The 18,110-nt window shown below is 34.9% G+C and carries 17 protein-coding genes; 14 read left to right on the top strand and 3 right to left on the bottom strand.

The genetic code is table 11. The features are described from left to right. Positions 1–269: 269 nt before the first annotated feature. The 12 genes from C5L21_RS03890 to rfbD all read left to right on the top strand — a co-directional run bounded on the left by C5L21_RS03890 (position 270) and on the right by rfbD (position 12,809). Entirely contained in the window at positions 270–1,091 is an 822-nt protein-coding gene (locus C5L21_RS03890) for a glycosyltransferase (RefSeq protein WP_133286064.1), read from the top strand. A 9-nt stretch (positions 1,092–1,100) separates the two neighbouring features. Beyond that, complete coding sequence (locus C5L21_RS03895) at positions 1,101–2,015, top strand: GT-D fold domain-containing glycosyltransferase (protein ID WP_133286065.1); 915 nt, start codon at positions 1,101–1,103, stop codon at positions 2,013–2,015. A 17-nt stretch (positions 2,016–2,032) separates the two neighbouring features. Next, on the top strand, positions 2,033–3,277 hold the full coding sequence (locus tag C5L21_RS03900; RefSeq protein ID WP_133286066.1) for a CDP-glycerol glycerophosphotransferase family protein: 1,245 nt from the start codon (positions 2,033–2,035) through the stop codon (positions 3,275–3,277). Further along, positions 3,270–4,259, top strand: coding sequence for a glycosyltransferase family protein (locus C5L21_RS03905; protein ID WP_133286067.1), 990 nt, complete (start codon positions 3,270–3,272; stop codon positions 4,257–4,259). Before C5L21_RS03900 ends, C5L21_RS03905 begins: the two co-directional genes overlap by 8 nt. Next, complete coding sequence (locus tag C5L21_RS03910) at positions 4,217–5,401, top strand: EpsG family protein (RefSeq protein WP_133286068.1); 1,185 nt, start codon at positions 4,217–4,219, stop codon at positions 5,399–5,401. The genes C5L21_RS03905 and C5L21_RS03910 overlap by 43 nt, the downstream gene beginning before the upstream one ends. Before the next feature lie 2 nt (positions 5,402–5,403). Further along, a complete protein-coding gene (locus tag C5L21_RS03915; RefSeq protein WP_133286069.1) occupies positions 5,404–6,288 on the top strand; it encodes a glycosyltransferase family 2 protein in 885 nt (294 codons plus the stop codon). Continuing rightward, the gene (locus tag C5L21_RS03920; protein WP_133286070.1) at positions 6,275–7,783 is read left to right on the top strand and encodes an oligosaccharide flippase family protein; all 1,509 of its coding nucleotides are present in this window, start codon (positions 6,275–6,277) and stop codon (positions 7,781–7,783) included. The genes C5L21_RS03915 and C5L21_RS03920 overlap by 14 nt, the downstream gene beginning before the upstream one ends. A gap of 466 nt (positions 7,784–8,249) precedes the next feature. Beyond that, positions 8,250–8,597 carry a glycosyltransferase gene (locus C5L21_RS09500; RefSeq protein ID WP_241652869.1) on the top strand — a complete coding sequence of 116 codons (348 nt, stop codon included), beginning with the start codon at positions 8,250–8,252 and terminating at the stop codon, positions 8,595–8,597. Positions 8,598–9,315: 718 nt separating this feature from the next. Then, a complete protein-coding gene (gene rfbA / locus C5L21_RS03930; protein ID WP_133286071.1) occupies positions 9,316–10,188 on the top strand; it encodes a glucose-1-phosphate thymidylyltransferase RfbA in 873 nt (290 codons plus the stop codon). A gap of 20 nt (positions 10,189–10,208) precedes the next feature. Then, positions 10,209–10,802, top strand: coding sequence for a dTDP-4-dehydrorhamnose 3,5-epimerase family protein (locus tag C5L21_RS03935; RefSeq protein WP_004903313.1), 594 nt, complete (start codon positions 10,209–10,211; stop codon positions 10,800–10,802). A gap of 73 nt (positions 10,803–10,875) precedes the next feature. Next, positions 10,876–11,913, top strand: a complete 1,038-nt coding sequence (gene rfbB / locus C5L21_RS03940) for a dTDP-glucose 4,6-dehydratase (RefSeq protein WP_133286072.1) — start codon at positions 10,876–10,878, stop codon at positions 11,911–11,913. A gap of 56 nt (positions 11,914–11,969) precedes the next feature. Next, positions 11,970–12,809 (top strand): dTDP-4-dehydrorhamnose reductase, encoded by an 840-nt coding sequence (gene rfbD / locus C5L21_RS03945; protein WP_133286073.1) that lies wholly within the window; start codon positions 11,970–11,972, stop codon positions 12,807–12,809. Between the two features lie 52 nt (positions 12,810–12,861). Here rfbD and C5L21_RS03950 read toward each other — a convergent pair whose 3' ends face one another. From C5L21_RS03950 to C5L21_RS03955, 3 genes are all read right to left on the bottom strand, one after another. Next, complete coding sequence (locus C5L21_RS03950) at positions 12,862–14,556, bottom strand: oleate hydratase (RefSeq protein WP_133286087.1); 1,695 nt, start codon at positions 14,554–14,556, stop codon at positions 12,862–12,864. 44 nt (positions 14,557–14,600) lie between these two features. Further along, positions 14,601–14,729, bottom strand: coding sequence for a hypothetical protein (locus C5L21_RS09555; protein WP_260167115.1), 129 nt, complete (start codon positions 14,727–14,729; stop codon positions 14,601–14,603). 91 nt (positions 14,730–14,820) lie between these two features. Beyond that, on the bottom strand, positions 14,821–15,378 hold the full coding sequence (locus C5L21_RS03955; RefSeq protein ID WP_004905923.1) for a TetR/AcrR family transcriptional regulator C-terminal domain-containing protein: 558 nt from the start codon (positions 15,376–15,378) through the stop codon (positions 14,821–14,823). Positions 15,379–15,531: 153 nt separating this feature from the next. Here C5L21_RS03955 and C5L21_RS03960 point away from each other — a divergent pair, with 153 nt between their 5' ends. Then, positions 15,532–16,593, top strand: a complete 1,062-nt coding sequence (locus C5L21_RS03960) for an aspartate aminotransferase (RefSeq protein ID WP_133286074.1) — start codon at positions 15,532–15,534, stop codon at positions 16,591–16,593. Between the two features lie 10 nt (positions 16,594–16,603). Further along, entirely contained in the window at positions 16,604–18,040 is a 1,437-nt protein-coding gene (locus tag C5L21_RS03965) for a cryptochrome/photolyase family protein (protein ID WP_133286075.1), read from the top strand. The last annotated feature ends 70 nt before the right edge of the window (positions 18,041–18,110 follow it).

Below are 18,110 nucleotides of genomic sequence, written 5' to 3' on the forward strand. Positions count from 1 at the left end.
TGATCCTACTTACTACAAATAACGGTTCATTAAGTTTATAGTTGTGAGCAATACGTGACTCTATAAGGAGATAATAAATAAATTTTGAGATAGTCTATTTATTTAACTATAAGCCATAACGCTGTACTTTTAATATTAATAATTGTTTTGATTTGTCACATTTGGGGTAATGTAACCAGCTAATTTGAATTTTAAAAGAGAAAAAAATTTATGACAAGTTATTTATATGATACAGATTGTTTATTCTATGTCGCTACAAGGAGGGAGATTTGAACCAATTTACAGTTTTAATGTCAGTTTATGAAAAGGATGATGCAAATTACTTTATTGAGGCCGTTCAAAGTAATTTTCAACAGTCCGTGAAACCGAAGGAATTAATCTTAGTTGTGGATGGGTTTATACCGAGACAATTAGAAACGGCAGTTAGTACTGTTAAGAATCAATATCAAGGTCAAATTAAGGTCATTCGTCTTGAAAAAAATAGTGGTCTAGGACTTGCACTTAGAGAAGGGATGAAGCATATTCAGACAAACTTAGTTGCAAGAGCAGATTCAGATGATATTTCGGATAAGAATAGGTTTGAAAAACAATTATTGGAATTTTCTCGTGAACCTGACTTGGTCATAGTGGGTGGCTTAGCCAAAGAATTTGTGGGCGGGGTAAGTAATATTACATCTTCAAGGCGCTTGCCCAAAAATGATATAGAAATAAGAAAATTTTCAAAATTTCGAAGCCCTTTTAATCATCCTACCGTCATGTTTAAAAAGGATGAAATATTAAAAGCGGGAAATTATCAAAGTTTTAAATCCTTTGAAGATTATCATTTATGGATGCGAGTATTAAATTTAGGTGGTCGAGTTAAAAATATTGATGATGCTGTTGTGTTTATGAGAACCGACACTGGTATGTATAGTAGACGCGGAGGAGTAACTTATGCTCTTCAAAATTTGAAATTGAGATGGTTCTTCATGAAGATTGGCTCGATTTCTCTCTTTGATATGTTATTGGTAGATACTATTTTAATGATTACCGCGTTAATTCCTACCTCCTTTAGGTCAGTATTGTATAAGATTTTTCTAAGAAAGAGGTAAATTATTAAAATGTTGAAACGAATAATAAAAAGTAGGTTTGTTCAATCGTTAAAAATTGCTAAGGTTATTTATTTACCTTTTTATATTAATACTCAAAAGAAATTACAAGTTAAAGTTTTGCCCCCACTTGAAACAGTTAAACGTATAAATGAAGAAAAATTATCCATAGGACGTTTTGGAGATGGCGAAATGAGAATAATGTTTCAACAGAGAGATATAGGCTTTCAAAAGTTTGATCCAAAGCTTGCAAATGAGTTGTTCAAATCAGCCACTCCTTCCGGTAAGTATGTTATTGCGATACCGCATGGATTTATGACGACAAAAGATGATAATTTGAGAACTGCTGTTTTTTGGTGGAAATATGTTTTTGAGAACAAAAAACATATTAGAACTTTGACCGACCACGCTAAAACGAAATTATTTTTTGATACTAATTTTAGTAGAACAACCACAGAACTTAAAAATACGGATACTGTTGACAATGTGATTAGGGAAGTTAAAAATATTTGGTTAAATCGTTCTGTTATTATGATTGAGGGCAAGCAGACTCGCTTTGGAATTGGAAATGACTTGTTTGACAATGCCTTGGCAGTTAGGCGTGTTGTGGGACCTGCAGAAAATGCTTATGACGCTATAGATAGTTTAGAAGAAGTTGTTGTGGAATTGAGCAAACAGTTGATTGATCCAATCGTTTTGATAGCGCTTGGACCAACAGCTACTGTCTTGTCGCATAGAATTTTTAGTTTAGGTCTACAAACAATTGATATTGGTCACTTTGATTTACAGTATGAATACTATTTAAAGGGGTCTCGTCATCGAGTTAAGGTTTCCGGCAAGTATGACAATGAAAGGGGGATTACAGGACAGGAGGAAAATTTTAATGATGATTCTTATAAGAATCAGATATATAAAAAAATTTTATAAAAGGAGGGAAGTGATGAATGATAGGTAAAATAATATACACATTGAAAAGAAACACAGCTGTTAAGGATAGATTGAAATTGTTAATTGCATTGTTGTATTTTCCAGTAATAATAAGTGCGTATATATTTTCGAAAATAAAAGGGAACAAAGGTGATTTATGGCTGATAAGTGAGATGGGTATTGATGCTAAAGACAACGGACGAGACTTTTTTGAATATATCCGCATCAACCATCCCGAAATTCAAACAGCGTTTATTTTAAAAAAAACAGCGCTTGAATATAAAAATATCAGTAGTATTGGCCCCGTAATAGAGCCTGGATCATTTGAGCACTTTGTTACTGTATTCAGATCTAATTTTTTAATATCTACTCATGATCATTATGTCTTACCAATGAAATGGGTTAATTGGCGGGAATTTAAAGAGCTATATGGTTGGATGGTTCCTGATTTGAAGTTCGTATTTTTGCAACATGGTGTTGAACAGTGGAATGCTGAAAAAAATTCAAACTATAATAGAACAAAATTTGATTATTTTGTTACAAGCACACAATCTGAATTTGAAGAAGTTTCAAAATATGGATATCCCTTTGGTAATGTTATTAAAACAGGGCTGCCAAGGTTTGATAAATTGAATTCCGCTGATAATAAATTATTGCGGGATAGAGAACGAATAATTTTATTTTCACCAACATGGCGTCAATATTTAGCAAATGTTTCAGATAAAGAATTCTTAAGCTCTAATTATTTTAAAACGATTAATTCAACATTAAATAATGAAAAGGTGTTGGAGTTGTTGGATAAATATAGTATTGATTTACTTTTCATGCCACCACATCATGAAATCCAAAAATATCTCCACGAGTTTTCAGCTGGGTCTGATCGTGTTAAATTAATTTCTATAGACGACCATTCATTAAAAGAAGTATTAAAAGACAGTTCCCTAATACTTACAGATTATTCAAGTATTTCAATGGATTTTGCATATATGAATAGGCCGGTCATATACTTTCAATTTGACCAAGACGAATTTAGCAAGGGGCACTACCAATATAGCGATGACTATTTTACTCATGAGCGTGACGGATTCGGCCCTGTGGTTACAAATATTGACGATTTAGTAGCTAATATTAATAAAGTGATAGAAATGAATTTTGTAATGAGTGACTACTACATAGATAGAGTTCAACATTTTTTTGATCTCCGTGACAATGATAACTCACAAAGGCTATACAATATTCTTATAGGGGAAAAACATGATTGAATTTGTAACACTGGTTGTTACCTATGGTAGTGAAGATAGAGTGCATAACTTAGTTAAAACAATAAATAGTGCTTTGAAGCAAGGAACACAAAAAGTTTTCGTAGTTAGTAATGGTGCACAATACGATATAGTGAAATTTTTGAGTATTTTTGAAAATAAGGTAGATTTAATTAAGTATGACTTTAATGTGGGATCAGCTGGTGGATTTGGTGGTGGCATTACGGAAATTCTAAAATCTAAGGAAGTTAACGATGAGACATACATTCTTATATTGGATGATGACGTCAAAGTCGATGATGGATTTTCAAAAAAATTAGAAAAATTAGAATCGAAGTTCAGCTGGAGTTCACATATATGGTCTATGTTAAGAAGAGGACGTGATTCAACATTCTCTGCTAATTGGGACAGAAGCATGGAATCGTACAGAAATTCAATAGCTGGTTTTTCATTGAGAAATAAAGTTTTGCTACCAAAAAAACAACGAAAAAATATTGAAGTAGCGGAACCAACGTTTATTACGTGGGCAGGTGTCGTTGCTCAGAAAAGTGTATTAAAAAATGTTGAGTTGCCAAACGAAGATTTTTTTGTTTATGAAGATGATGCTCAATTTTCATTGAATGCACAACGTAAAGGAATTAAAATCCGAAAAAGTAAAAATTTAACGTTGTCAGAAATTGGTGAATCGTGGTTTGAGGATAAAAAAAGAAATTCTGGATATAGAATTTTTTACAAGAGTCCAAGTGATGAGGGGTTAGGTCGTTTTTTATATATGCTTAGAAACAATGTCTATTTAATTCGAAATAACGGATTACTTACAAGTCATCTTATATATTTTACGAACCTATCAATTTTTGTTACCTTTGGTTTTATTAGGTATGGGCATGGAACCTTCCGTTCGATGAAACGTTTAGTTTTGGTTATGAGTGCTATCCATGACGGATGGAGTGGTCATTTAGGTCAAAACATCAATTGGAAATTATAAGATCCATTGGAGTAAAGCTTATGCTATTTGTTTTAACAATCATAGTATCATTTATTGCTAGTCTATTATTTAAAAACACTCGAATAATTGGTGCGCTAGGATTTATATCATTAGCTTGGCTTGCTGGAACAGCTGATGAGAGAACAACCACCGATTATGCAGTATACAAAATACATTTTAACTCTATTGGTTATGAAGTTTCGCCCTTTGAAAAGGGATACACAGGCATGTCAGTATATTTTAGCCATATAGGATTTGACTATGCAGAATTTCGATTGTTGTTTGTGTTCCTAGCCTTTACCATACTATTTTTCGGTGTGACATTATTTACTAAGAATGTTGCAATGTTCACTTGGATATATGGAATAACAGTTTTTTTTAATGATGCTACACAAATACGAAACTTGATGATGATATCTATGGTTATATTGGGAAGTGCTATATTTCTTAAGTTTTCGTTAATTGGAAAATGTCTGGGTAGCTTATTAATTCTATTTTCATCACAATTTCACGATTTGGGATTTTTATTTATTTTAATCATACCAATTTTTTTAATTAACAAAAAAATTCTTACAAAAATAGAAGTTTGGATAATCAGTGTGGCGGGAATAATTTTGATGTTTGTGACTATTTTTGGAAATTCATTACTTCAGAGGATACTTGTAAAATTTTTGATTTCATTTTCTTCACGTAATGATTCCGCAAGTAATGTTCAAAATAATTTTTCAAGAGGAACTAGTGTTTCTATAATTTTACTTATTTGGGCTACCGTATTATTAGTGCTTTATTTGTCTAACAAATTCATATCTTCTCTGAGCGAGACTCAGAAAATTAGAATAAATCAGCTGAAAATGTTATACAGTGGTATTTTTATATCCATAATCGCTCTACTCTTGATTGTTATGTCACCTGACTATTCTAGAATATCTAGAAATGCATTTTTATTTTTTATAATTTTAGCTACTATATACATAACTGATAGTCAGCAAAAAAGCACTTTATTTAAGCATGGAAGAATTTTGTTTGTACTTTCCCTAATTTTAGTAACTTATACACATACAATGATATGGGGATCGGACTATCAAAATTCCATCGCTTATATAGCAAAACTAAAAAATTCTAATATTATTAGTGGGGATTAAGAATGACAAAATATTCTATTGATGCAGTTATTGTGACATATAATCCAGATATAAGATTATTACTGGATAATGTTAAAGCAATAATAAATCAAGTTGATAAAATTTTTATTGTGGACAATGGATCAGATAATTTGGATCAGTGGAATTCTCTAATTAATTCGTCAAATGTTTCTGTGTTTCCTCTTCTTGAAAATAAAGGGATTGCTTATGCTCAGAATTTTGGAATAAAAAAGTCCAAAGAGCAGAGTTCTGACTGGGTATTAACTTTAGATCAAGATACAATTTTACCAACAAGCTATGTTGTGGAGATAATGAGAAATCATTTCCCGAGCAAAGTAGGAATTATATCTGGCAGATTTATTGACAGATCATGGAAAGAAATTAATAGTATTTACAATGAAAAACCAAATATTGAAGAAGTTAATGAAATTATTTCATCCGGAAATATAGTAAATATCTGTGCTTGGAAAAATGTTGGTGGTTTTGATGAAAATTTGTTTATTGATTATGTTGATTTTGACTTTGATTATAAACTTCATCGACAAGAGTATGGGATATATAGAGTTAATAATGTTGTATTTGAACATGAAATTGGCAATGGAATACCTGAATCGATGATAAAAACATTTTTAGGATTGAAAAAAAAGCATGTTTTTGACCATTCAGCGTATAGACTATACTATATAAATCGAAATAGAATTATAGTGAGAGCCAAGTTTCCAGAGTATGGTTCTCCATACAAAATGATAGTCCGAGAATTAATCAATTTGAAAGAAATTCTTTTATTTGAAAAACCCAAAGTCAATAAATTAAGGTTTTCTATTAAGGGGATATTTGCAGGAATATATTACTTGTTTAGTGGGAGATATTTGGATGAAACCAACTAAGAAATCACGAGTTTTAGCCACTAAAAAAAACGTCATGTTTGGTGTTGTTTTTCAGTTGCTTACATTAATTATGACGTTTGTAGGTAGATATTTTTTCATTCATAAACTTGGTAATTCTTATTTGGGTCTAGATGGGCTATTTAAAAATATCCTAAGTATGTTATCATTCACAGAATTAGGTATTGGTGTAGCAATTACATCCTCTCTTTATAAGCCATTAGCTGAATCAGATTACGTATTAGTGAAATCATTAGTATCATTATTGAAAAAAGTATATTTAATAATGGTGATTATTATTATTTTTTCGGGTAGCATTTTGACGTTATTTCTTCCCTTTTTTATTAAAGGTGTTATTCCTGATGGAACACGTATTGCTTTTGTAGTGTACTTTATGAATTCTGCAGCGAGTTATTTCCTTGTGGCCAATAGATCGCTTTTGATTGCCGATCAAAATGGATATCTAAATGCCTATAATCAATTTGTGTTTAATATGGTTGCGCAGGTAGCTCAAATTATCACATTATTTATTTTTAATAATTATGTAGTTTATTTGCTTGTGTTACTTATTTCAACAGTTCTTTCAAATATTACATTAAACAGGACAGTCAAAAATAAATACCCAATAATAGATAAGATACATTCCAGTCCAGTTCCAAAAGAAATAAAAAAAGATTTATTACAAAATGTTACCGGAATGGTTTCCTCTAAATTGGGAGGAATTATATTAAACAGTACAGATAACTTGGTTTTATCTTATTTTGTGGGATTAAGTGTTGTAGGCATTTACTCAAATTATTTGATAGTAGTCAACGGATTAACTACTCTTTTAAATTCTGGAATTTCTGCGTTAACAGCTTCTATTGGTAATTTAGGTACAGAAAAAGACACAGTTAAGGAAGAAAGAACATTTTATCAATTGTTCTTAGGCAACAGTTTATTAATTCAAATTGTCAGTTTTGCAATGATTATTTTCCTACCTCACTTTATTTCTGTATGGGTTGGTAGTGAGTATCGGCTTTCTCTTTGTACGACTTTTGCAATTGTTTTTTTATTCTTTTTAAACCAGTTACGTCAGATTTCCATTTCTTTCCAGATTGCGCATTCCTTATTTTGGCAACAACGTTATAAATCAATATTTGAAGCGGTTTCAAATCTAGTCATTTCTATTATCTTAGTTAAGTATTTAAACTTAGGTGTTCTGGGTGTTGTTTTGGGCACTATTTCTAGTAATTTTTTAGTAAACTCTTGGTGGGAGCCACTGATTGTTTTCAAGTCTGGGCTGAAAGTTGGATTGAGACACTATTATTTCCTGTTCATAATTCAAATTATTGCTGAGCTGTTATTACTTAGTTTGGGAATGTATGTATCTGTGGCTGTTTACTCAATTATTATTAAAATAATTATTTTCACAGCTATGATGTGTTTTTTAATCATTATTACCTATCTGTTCAGTAAGGATTTTAAAAATTTTATACATAAAATTTTTCTAAGGTAAGTTATTATATTCTTATTATTAAAAAAATAATAAAATTAGCATACTTGGTGACCGTTTGATACCGTTCTTCGATTAAATTTCTATGAAAAATATTACCTCATATATATACTGCTTTGTTCTAGAAACTATTAATGTTTTAAATTTCTATAATTGGTCTTTTTAAGTCGAAATTAAACAATAATTAAGGATAAATCGCTATACTGAATAATGAGAATAGGTTGTTTTTTTGTTTTAAGATTATCTGTGCTAGGAGACTTATGTCGAAACAGCAATACTCTTGTCACTTCATAATTGTTTTTTATGGTGATTATAATTATTTATCAATACTATAGCTATTTAATTGAAAATATGGATACGAAGTAAGGATTTGATTCTAAAAATTAATTGTTTTTTTATTAATTATGTATAGTCAAATCATAACTTGGTTGGATTATTGTAGCAACAGGAAATATGTGAGACTCTAAGAATGAATCAAAATGGATTTAAAGTATCAGTTGCTATAGCATACTACAATGCGGGAAATTATAGCAGAAAAGCGCTCGACTCTTTGGTTAGACAGACGATGAACCAAGATGATTTTGAGGTAATTATTGTTGACGACAAGATCACCAAGCTATTAGATATTATTCAGGAATTTGAGTCTAAAATTAAGCATTTGCGAATAATTATCGAAGATCAGAATCATTGCTATCCAAGCATTCCAAGAAATCATGGGGTATCAAAAGCACATGGCACATTCATCATGCTTATCGATCAAGATGATAATTTAGCAGATGTCACTTTGTTGAATTTGCTGGCGATTATTCTGATGTGATTATTGGCAAATACGCGAAGATAAAATGTACAACGGTACACAGATTCCATTTAAAAACGGTATGAACATTAAAGACGCGAACATCATAACGGATAGTATTCTCAGTACGTTGGTAGCATATAAGATGTATCGATGGGGGACTGTTAAATCAATAAAATGTTAGATTATCGGACAGTAGTTACATTTCAGTCGAAGAAGATCAAGTTTTCAATATGAAAGCCTGTTCTGTTTCGAGAAAGATTACGATTATTGGAATATACGATAAGACTTTGTCACAGTAATCTAAGCTCAAGTCAATGTATATTGGTCGAATTTAATAGATCATATGCAACTGCGAGAAGAAATTATTAAGCTTCATAAAAATGAACAAAAGAGGGAAAGGCTAATTGCTGGTTTGAGAAAAATTATCAGTTAGTGTATGAATACACAAAGTATTAGCGCAACTCGCAAAGAATCACGATAGATAGTTCTCAAAATTTATTATGGTATAAAGAATAAGAAATTATCCAATTTAGAGACTGAATTATTTTCAGGCAAGAAATTATTGGCGCTGAATATATAGCGCATTAATAGCGAGACAGTTAAAAAGCTATTAATCCATGGACAAATATGTGTCATTCCAGTCAATCTTTTGAAGAAAAAAGACTCTTGGTTTAAATTAAATTAGCGTGCACTATTCTTTGATATGAAATGTGCAAACCTACAGAAGGAGCGAAAAATGAAAGGCATTATCCTTGCCGGAGGTTCCGGCACAAGGCTATATCCTATTACAAAAGCAACAAGCAAACAACTTGTCCCAATTTATGATAAGCCAATGATTTATTACCCAGTATCAGTGTTGATGTTAGCTGGTATTCAAGATATTCTGTTGATTTCGACGCCAGAATATCTTGAGCAGTTTGAAGCCTTATTTGGTGATGGACATGAGCTCGGTCTGAATATCACTTACGCTGTTCAAGAAGAACCCCGAGGTTTAGCTGATGCATTCATTGTTGGTGCTGACTTTATTGGTTCAGATTCAGTAGCTTTAATATTAGGGGATAATATTTTCTATGGTGCTGGGTTATCTGAAAAATTGCAGGAAGCAACACAGAAGAAAATTGGCGCGACAGTATTTGGGTACCAAGTTGCTGACCCAGAACGTTTTGGTGTGGTAGAATTTGATAGTAATGGTAAAGCAATCGCCATTGTAGAAAAACCAGCACAACCAAAATCCAATTATGCCGTGACCGGTTTGTACTTCTATGATAACGATGTTGTTCATATTGCAGCAAATGTGAAACCCTCTGAGCGTGGCGAAATTGAAATTTCGGATATTAACCAAGCATACTTAGAACGTGGTGATCTTGATGTTCAAGTCATGGGACGCGGTTTTGCGTGGTTAGATACAGGGACACATGATTCATTATTGGAAGCATCATCATTTATTGCGACAATCCAAAAACAACAAAACCTTAAGGTTGCGTCGTTAGAAGAAATTGCTTATCGGATGGGCTACATTGGTTTATCACAATTAGAAAAACTTGCACAACCATTAAAGAAAAACGATTACGGGCAATATTTGCTCCGAGTGGTTGCTGAAGAATCATAATTAGAATAAAGGGCACAAAAATGACAGATCAATTTTTTGAAAAAGAACTTGCAGCAAGGAAAATTACTGATATTCCTGGTATGATTGAATTTGATATTCCAGTTCACGGGGACAACCGTGGTTGGTTCAAAGAAAATTTCCAAAAAGAAAAAATGGTACCGTTAGGTTTCCCAATAGATTTTTTTGCGGCGGATAAGCTACAAAATAATGTCTCGTTATCAAGACAAGGGGTTTTGCGTGGCTTGCACGCTGAACCATGGGATAAGTACATCTCTGTAGCCGATAATGGTAAGGTACTTGGGGCATGGGTTGACTTGCGTGAGGGCGAGTCATTTGGTCACGTCTACCAGACAGTGATTGATGCCAGTAAGGGTATTTTCGTTCCACGTGGTGTTGCGAATGGCTTTCAAGTATTAAGCGAGACGGTTTCATATTCATATCTAGTGAACGACTATTGGGCATTAGATCTCAAGCCAAAATATGCCTTTGTAAACTATGCAGATCCTACTTTAGGGATTGCATGGGATGATGTCGACAATGCTGAAGTAAGCGAAGCTGACAAAAATCATCCTATGCTGAAAGATGTGATGCCATTAACTGCAGAAAAATTATAATTGTAGTAAAATCTATTGTTCTAACGTATAATGTAATAATAAGCAACACATTAGAACCTATCTAGGAGAAATCATGACTGACTATAAGAATATTTTGGTAACCGGTGGTGCCGGATTTATTGGTGCGAATTTTGTACGCTATATTGTTGAAGAACATCCTGACATCTTTGTGACTGTGCTTGATAAGTTGACTTATGCTGGGAATCGTGCGAATTTAGCTGGATTACCAGAAGACCGTGTTAAGCTCGTTGTTGGTGATATTGCCGACGCACCACTTGTTGATCAACTTGTTTCTGAGACTGATGCTGTCATTCATTATGCTGCTGAATCTCATAATGATAACTCATTGCAAGATCCATCACCATTCGTACAGACGAATATCATTGGCACCTATACATTACTTGAAGCAGTTCGTAAGTACAACAAGCGCTTCCATCATGTATCTACTGATGAAGTTTATGGTGATTTACCGCTTCGTGAAGACTTACCAGGGCATGGTGAAGGTGTTGGCGAAAAGTTCACCCCAGAATCGCCATATCGGCCATCAAGTCCTTATTCATCAACAAAGGCAGGGTCTGATTTACTTGTCCGGGCCTGGGTACGTTCATTTGGGGTCCAAGCAACAATTTCTAATACCTCTAATAACTATGGGCCATACCAACACATTGAAAAGTTCATTCCTCGTCAAGTAACCAGTATTTTAAGTGGCATTAAGCCAAAACTATATGGTAATGGTAAAAATGTCCGTGACTGGATTCACACATACGATCATGCTACAGCCGTATGGGCTATCTTAACCAAAGGTAAGATTGGTGAAACATATCTTGTTGGCGCTGATGGTGAGAAGGACAATATCACAGTGTTGCGCGCCATTCTCAAAGACATGGGCAAGCCAGAAGATGATTTTGATTTTGTACAAGATCGTTCTGGTCACGATTTGCGTTATGCTATTGATGCTACAAAGATGCATGAAGAGCTCGGTTGGCAACCTAAGTATACTGATTTTGCTAGTGGATTAGCACATACAATTCAATGGTATACTGACAATCAAAACTGGTGGCAAGCAGAAAAGGCTGAAGTTGAAGCCAAGTATGCTAAAAATAATCAATAAACGATACTGCAAAACTCACATCTTGTGATTTTTTTGTCTAGGAGGAGAAAGATAATATGACGTACTTGATTACCGGAGCCAATGGGCAATTAGGACAAGAACTACAAAAGTTATGCAATGAACGTGATATAGATTTTGTTGCTTTTGATTCTAAGCAGTTAGATATTACTGATAGAGAAGCTGTATTTGAAGCTTTTGCGCGTGTACAACCTGATGTGGTATATCACGCTGCAGCTTACACAAAAGTTGACCTTGCTGAAGATGATGGCCGAACAGTGAACTGGCAAGTCAATGTTAATGGCACCAAGAATGTTGCCGATGCGGCACATCACTATCAGGCGAAATTGGTTGCTGTGTCAACAGATTATGTTTTTGAGGGGACAAGTGAAACAGCTTATCAAGAAACAGATGCTGTTAACCCACAAAATGCTTACGGACGCGCCAAGTTAGCTGGCGAATTGGCAGTCACTGAGAGTGGTGCTGATGCCTATATTGTACGGACAAGTTGGGTATTTGGTGAGTTTGGTAATAATTTTGTTTATACCATGCAACGTCTGGCTGAAACCCATCCACGACTGACTGTTGTTAACGACCAATTGGGACGGCCAACTTGGACGCGTACACTGGCTGAATTTATGTTATATCTTATTGATAATCAAGCAAACTATGGCATCTATCATTTGTCCAATGATGATGTTGCCACATGGTTTGATTTTGCGCGTGAAATATTGAAAGATCATGCAGTGACAGTTTCACCGGTTACCAGTGCAGAGTTTCCCCAAAAAGCGTACCGGCCTAAAAAGTCAGTCATGAGCTTAGACAAAGCAAAAGCAACTGGCTTTGAAATACCAACTTGGCGTAATGCATTAAGTATGTTTTTAGAAAGCATAAAATGAACCATTAAAAAAAGCGACCAATGAAAAATTGGTCGCTTTTTTATTCTATTGCTCAGGCAAATAATTTTTTAGTTGCGCGTAGCAATGTTTTTATGTCACGATCATATCTTGGTGTGTCAACTAAGCGAGACATCGAGATACCAGCAAAATGATAGGCAGCAATTTCACCGGAACGAACAGCACTTTGTTCGGTAAAAATCATTTGGTAAGGTTGTTCCACAAATTCACCGGTAAAAGCCAAATTAGTTGCATGCTCGGGAATCACTTCTGGGCGGTCAATTTTAGCGCGATTATTGAACAAAGCTGAGGCGTAAGGCATATATACTGGAATATTATTGATGACACTTGCTAATATATCATCTTCTTTCTCCTTGATATTGACAGGGCCGGAATCAACTGCTGAGAGATGTGCAATCAGCTCGAGTAACATTTCCTTACCGGTCAATTCAATATAAGGCTTACCAAATAATGGGCTGTTGCGTCTTGGATATAAGAAGTAACCCCAAAGAACTGTTTCATTAGGTTTTTGACTAGTGAAGTGGGGCTGGTGATGAACAACAATCGACATATCAACGTCAATCTGATCTAGTGGTGTGATGGGGGTGTTAGATAAGAATGAATTCAGCGCATTACCAGGTAATTGCGTTGTGATACGCGTAATTTCATTTAATAGCAGATGGTCTTTAGTTGTTAAAGTAAAGCTAACCCATTCACTTGCATCACGGTCAGCAAAGAATTTATCAGGGTTACCCAGATTATAGAAATGCTCAGTAGCTTGGCGCCATAAGCTTGAAGCTGCACCGTAATCCATATTTTCTGGTGCTGGTGTGTCATAGTCACCAAGAGTTGCTGAATCAGTAATAGAACCATTGGTGAAAATGACAGCAGTATCGTCATCAATAGCGACATGTTCTTTTTGATTCGTTGTCGTGTTCACCATCTGTAGACCCGTGACAGTAATTTCATCGGTCATTGTCGTATCTTTAAATTCAAACGCAGTGACACGGCGATTAAGAATAATCTGGCAACCGTTAGCTTTCAGGTAATTGATTAGTGGCAGCATAATGCTTTCATATTGATTATAACGTGTTCGGTTAACACCAACTAAGTGTTCAATTTGTGTAAATTCATAAATCATTTGGTGCATATAACGCCGTAATTCTTGGGCCGAGCTACGTGTACGAAAGGCAAATGTCGTTTCCCACATGAACCAAAAGTTTGTTTCAAAGAAGTGCGGATCATCGGCAAAATACTCTGCAATAGTGACGTTATCTAGTTTTGTTTCTTCGTCATCAGGCATGAGAATTAATTGTGTTAATAATTTACGGTCTGCCTGATTAAAGCCTAATTTGCTAGCATTCAAAATGCCCTGACCAGGTTGCAATAAACGTGCTTTATCAAATGTCGGGTGCTTGGCATCAAAATCGCGTGTGTCTGCTGCCGCAGTCATATTAGGTTCGGTCATCGAAGGAATACGATCCAGTAGATCCATGAGGTCAACGTAAGTACGGTAATTTAACATACGACCACCACGAGCAATATAACCTTTGGTATTAGATAATGGATGATTTTTATTCCAATAGTCGTCGACGACTGAATCAGTGGTATCTCCATCATTTGAACCATGTTGATCTAGCGCATAAAAGGTAATATTTTCTCCAGACCAGTGGCCTTCTTGAATTAAGTAGACGGCCGCCGCCATATTGGCTATACCGGCACCAATCATTACAGCTTTATTTTTACGCATCATCAATCTCCAATCTGATATTTTTTACAGGACAATATTATCGCTTAGCTCTCAAATTTCTTATAGCTATCTAAATCGTCACCTTTAAATAGTGATAATTTTTTAGCGGTATAACTACCATAGACTAGCAGAGAAACACAAGCTAAACCTAAAACGACAATGTACTTTTTCATAAGAATATCCACCTTTCAATTAGTAGGTCTTTCTAATGATTATTATAATCTTATCAGTAATAAATGTCTTTGGACGAAATAGCTTATTTGCCTAGTTGCTTGTGTGTTTATTTTTATTAATGATGAATTCAATGGTGCCGTCCAGAATAGCTGTTGCGCGGGAGACTAATATATCTTTTGGTGTGTCGCAATCAGTCAGTAGCCATTTAATAATTTGCGATGCAATGGCGCTACCGTAAAAATCAACTAAATCTTGTGCGAGTAATGGTGTAACATCGTCATCGATGGTAACTACGACAGACTGCACCATTTGCGCGCCGAGTTCAAATAGAAAAGTTTCCAGTAAGTCACGTTGGTGTGAGTGTAATGCTTCCAGGCAAAGGGCTTTGTTTGCCAAGATGTAATTTAAAGCAATTGCATACTTTGCTGCCCAATTTTTAGCGGTAAGATGATCTTGCACTTGTGAAATAATATCTTGTTCTAACGTCCAGCGTAAAAGATCATAAATATCACCAAAATGATAATAAAATGTATTACGATTAACTTGTGCTTTTGTAGCCAATGCGTCAATTGTAATTTTATCGAGTGCTGTTGTTTGAACAAGTGTTTTTAGAGCGAAAGCGAGATCTTTTTTCGCCTGTGTGGACATAACTAACTCCTTTAATCCTTGTAATTTCACGACGATTATACCAGTTTTTCTGGTTAGGCGTGTGATAAATGTTCTCAAAAGCGTCCAGCTTAACATGATATACTATTAACTAACATCTGCTAATGTGACATGAGGTCTAGATAAAGGAAAAATATGCTAAAACCGGCAAATTTGCAAACACTCGTCTCACAATTAAATCACAGTAACGCTGATGCGCGACAGTATTTAGCTAATCTAGGAAATACAACAATTAGGCAACAAGAGTTAGTGGGTATCCAAAAATTAGTTCATTTGTTACCAGTTGAAACGTCGGCACTCCAAGCGGTCTATGTTGGCTACAGTGTGCCCAAGCTGAGTAAGGAATTTGACCTACTGTTATTTGGTGCTAATAATCAAATCATCAACGTAGAATTAAAAAGCGATGCCCATTACGCTGTTGAAAAAGTCAGAAAACAACTGGTTAATCATAAATATTACCTGATGAATATGTCAGATAATCTATCCCTGTATACCTACAATTCTGATGCCAATCGGGTGTATACGTTGCAAGATGATGACACATTAGAGAGTGTGTCAACCACCGACAAAGAAGCATTGTCAAGCACAAAGTTTTATCAAGATATCATTGCTTGTCAGCCTATAACATTGCCAAGTATTGACCAAGCGTTTAACCCAGATCAATATTTAGTCTCGCCTTTAGCGCAGTTGACCACATTTTTAAGTGGGCAATATCATTTACCGCATCACCAGCAGCTGATTCAATCAAATATATTGGCTGTTAAACATTCAGGTATATTTGCCATGAATATTGCTTCTAGTACTGGAAAAAACTTGATGCTATATGACACGGTAAAACTATTACAGACATCGCACCGTGTGTTAATTGTTCAAATCGGGTCATTGAATAGTGGGCAAAGTTATTTGAGGAGAATCTATGGTTGGCAAATTTTACCTGAACGACAATTTTTCAAGAAAATTAAAAATAATCGTTTAGCCCATTTTGATGTGATTTTTATTGATGACGCGCAACGTCTTTCCGTCAAACATGCTAATCTTTTGATGAAACATCAAGTTAATCAGCATTTACGTGTTTATTTGCTCGGGGATGTTAACCAAAAGGAACGTCAAAAATCACAGCGTGGTACATTTTTTGAAAGCATTAATCAACAACTGGTGGCCAATCAGGTCATCGAATTACAAGTGTTAAACAAGTGAGGAAAGACAATTGAACAAAGTGAGTATAGTTTGGATCCGTCGCGATTTTAGAATCCAAGATAATTTAGCGCTTGCTGCGGCAACGGAGAACAGTGACAGCGTATTATTAGTATTCATCGTTGATCCAGAACAAATTGAAACTACGGCATCATTGAATCAAAGTGCTTTCTTTGCCAGTGCTAAAGCATTCCAAGCTCATTTAGCAAAAGAAAATATTCATTTACTGGTTTTAAAAGGGACACCAGAATCACAATTTGAAAAATTAACAGCAGCTTTGCCAGAAATTTCTGATTTGTATTTTAACTTTGATGAGCGTGGCTATGGCAGGCAACGTGATCAACAAGTTGCACATCATTGTCAGACGACCTTAGGCCTCAAAACGCACGCCTACATTGATTATAATTTGCACAGTGCCAATGAAATAAAAAAAGCAGATGGCGTAGGTTATCAAATATTCACACCTTACTTTAAGCGCTGGATAACCTTACCAAAACCAACGCCAGTGAAAGTGAGTGTGACTAGCCTGCAAGAAAAACAAATGGCCAATATTGAACCACTACATTTGCACCAAGAGGGCTTATTAACAAGCTTAATTAACGAAAAACATGACAAACAATTAGTTGGACAAGTTGGTGAGGCAAAAGCGCTACAAACTTTGAAAGATTTTATTCAGTCACATCTGTCTGAGTATGACACGCAACGCGATTTGCCATTTTTGAATGCAACGAGTCACTTATCTCGTTACCTGAGGACAGGGGAAATAGCGATTAGAACGATTTATCAAGCTGTCATCAATGAGCCAGAGAGTGAAGGGCAGCAGACCTTCATTAAGGAACTAGCATGGCGTGATTATTATAATATGATTTATGCTATGAATCCGCAGCAAAACACACAGTCATTACGACCTGAATTTCAGAAAATTGCTTGGCGAAATAACCATAATGATTTTTTGTTATGGCAAACAGGGCAGACTGGTTTTCCAATTGTTGATGCAGCTATGCGACAACTTAACCAAACGGGCTGGATGCATAATCGGTTACGCATGATTGTTGCATCATTTTTGACGAAAGATCTACTGATTGATTGGCGTTGGGGTGAGCAATATTTCCATGATCAATTACTTGATTATGACCCTGCCAGCAACATTGGTGGTTGGCAATGGGCAGCCTCGACCGGGACAGATAGCGTACCGTATTTCCGAATCTTTAACCCAACACGACAATCACAAAAATTTGATCCAGATGGACAATTTATTAAACAATTTGTGCCAGAACTATCGCAAATCACCAATGATAAAATTCACGAGCCACAGTTGTTAACCGATTTAGAACAAAAAGAATTTCAAGTCACACTGGATAAAGATTATCCAAAACCTATGGTGACACATAAGCAGGCGAGATTACGTGCTATTGAAGTTTATGAGCAGAGTAAAGACACTGTAAAATAAGTATTTTTGTGACGGTTATTTTGTGATTTAGGGTTTTATTGCGTGATACAATGAAAGTAATATAGGCTAA

It is taken from the genome of Leuconostoc citreum, from assembly GCF_004354555.1.
In the GTDB taxonomy this organism is placed as follows: domain Bacteria; phylum Bacillota; class Bacilli; order Lactobacillales; family Lactobacillaceae; genus Leuconostoc; species Leuconostoc citreum.

What these genes read in the sequence shown, in the direction of transcription:
- C5L21_RS03895 (WP_133286065.1), top strand. Translation starts at nt 1,101, where the DNA reads ATGTTGAAACGAATAATAAAAAGTAGGTTTGTTCAATCGTTAAAAATT.
- C5L21_RS03900 (WP_133286066.1), top strand. Translation starts at nt 2,033, where the DNA reads ATGATAGGTAAAATAATATACACATTGAAAAGAAACACAGCTGTTAAG.
- C5L21_RS03905 (WP_133286067.1), top strand. Translation starts at nt 3,270, where the DNA reads ATGATTGAATTTGTAACACTGGTTGTTACCTATGGTAGTGAAGATAGA.
- C5L21_RS03910 (WP_133286068.1), top strand. Translation starts at nt 4,217, where the DNA reads ATGGAGTGGTCATTTAGGTCAAAACATCAATTGGAAATTATAAGATCC.
- C5L21_RS03915 (WP_133286069.1), top strand. Translation starts at nt 5,404, where the DNA reads ATGACAAAATATTCTATTGATGCAGTTATTGTGACATATAATCCAGAT.
- C5L21_RS03920 (WP_133286070.1), top strand. Translation starts at nt 6,275, where the DNA reads ATGAAACCAACTAAGAAATCACGAGTTTTAGCCACTAAAAAAAACGTC.
- C5L21_RS09500 (WP_241652869.1), top strand. Translation starts at nt 8,250, where the DNA reads ATGAATCAAAATGGATTTAAAGTATCAGTTGCTATAGCATACTACAAT.
- rfbA (WP_133286071.1), top strand. Translation starts at nt 9,316, where the DNA reads ATGAAAGGCATTATCCTTGCCGGAGGTTCCGGCACAAGGCTATATCCT.
- C5L21_RS03935 (WP_004903313.1), top strand. Translation starts at nt 10,209, where the DNA reads ATGACAGATCAATTTTTTGAAAAAGAACTTGCAGCAAGGAAAATTACT.
- rfbB (WP_133286072.1), top strand. Translation starts at nt 10,876, where the DNA reads ATGACTGACTATAAGAATATTTTGGTAACCGGTGGTGCCGGATTTATT.
- rfbD (WP_133286073.1), top strand. Translation starts at nt 11,970, where the DNA reads ATGACGTACTTGATTACCGGAGCCAATGGGCAATTAGGACAAGAACTA.
- C5L21_RS03950 (WP_133286087.1), bottom strand. Translation starts at nt 14,556, where the DNA reads ATGCGTAAAAATAAAGCTGTAATGATTGGTGCCGGTATAGCCAATATG.
- C5L21_RS09555 (WP_260167115.1), bottom strand. Translation starts at nt 14,729, where the DNA reads ATGAAAAAGTACATTGTCGTTTTAGGTTTAGCTTGTGTTTCTCTGCTA.
- C5L21_RS03955 (WP_004905923.1), bottom strand. Translation starts at nt 15,378, where the DNA reads ATGTCCACACAGGCGAAAAAAGATCTCGCTTTCGCTCTAAAAACACTT.
- C5L21_RS03960 (WP_133286074.1), top strand. Translation starts at nt 15,532, where the DNA reads ATGCTAAAACCGGCAAATTTGCAAACACTCGTCTCACAATTAAATCAC.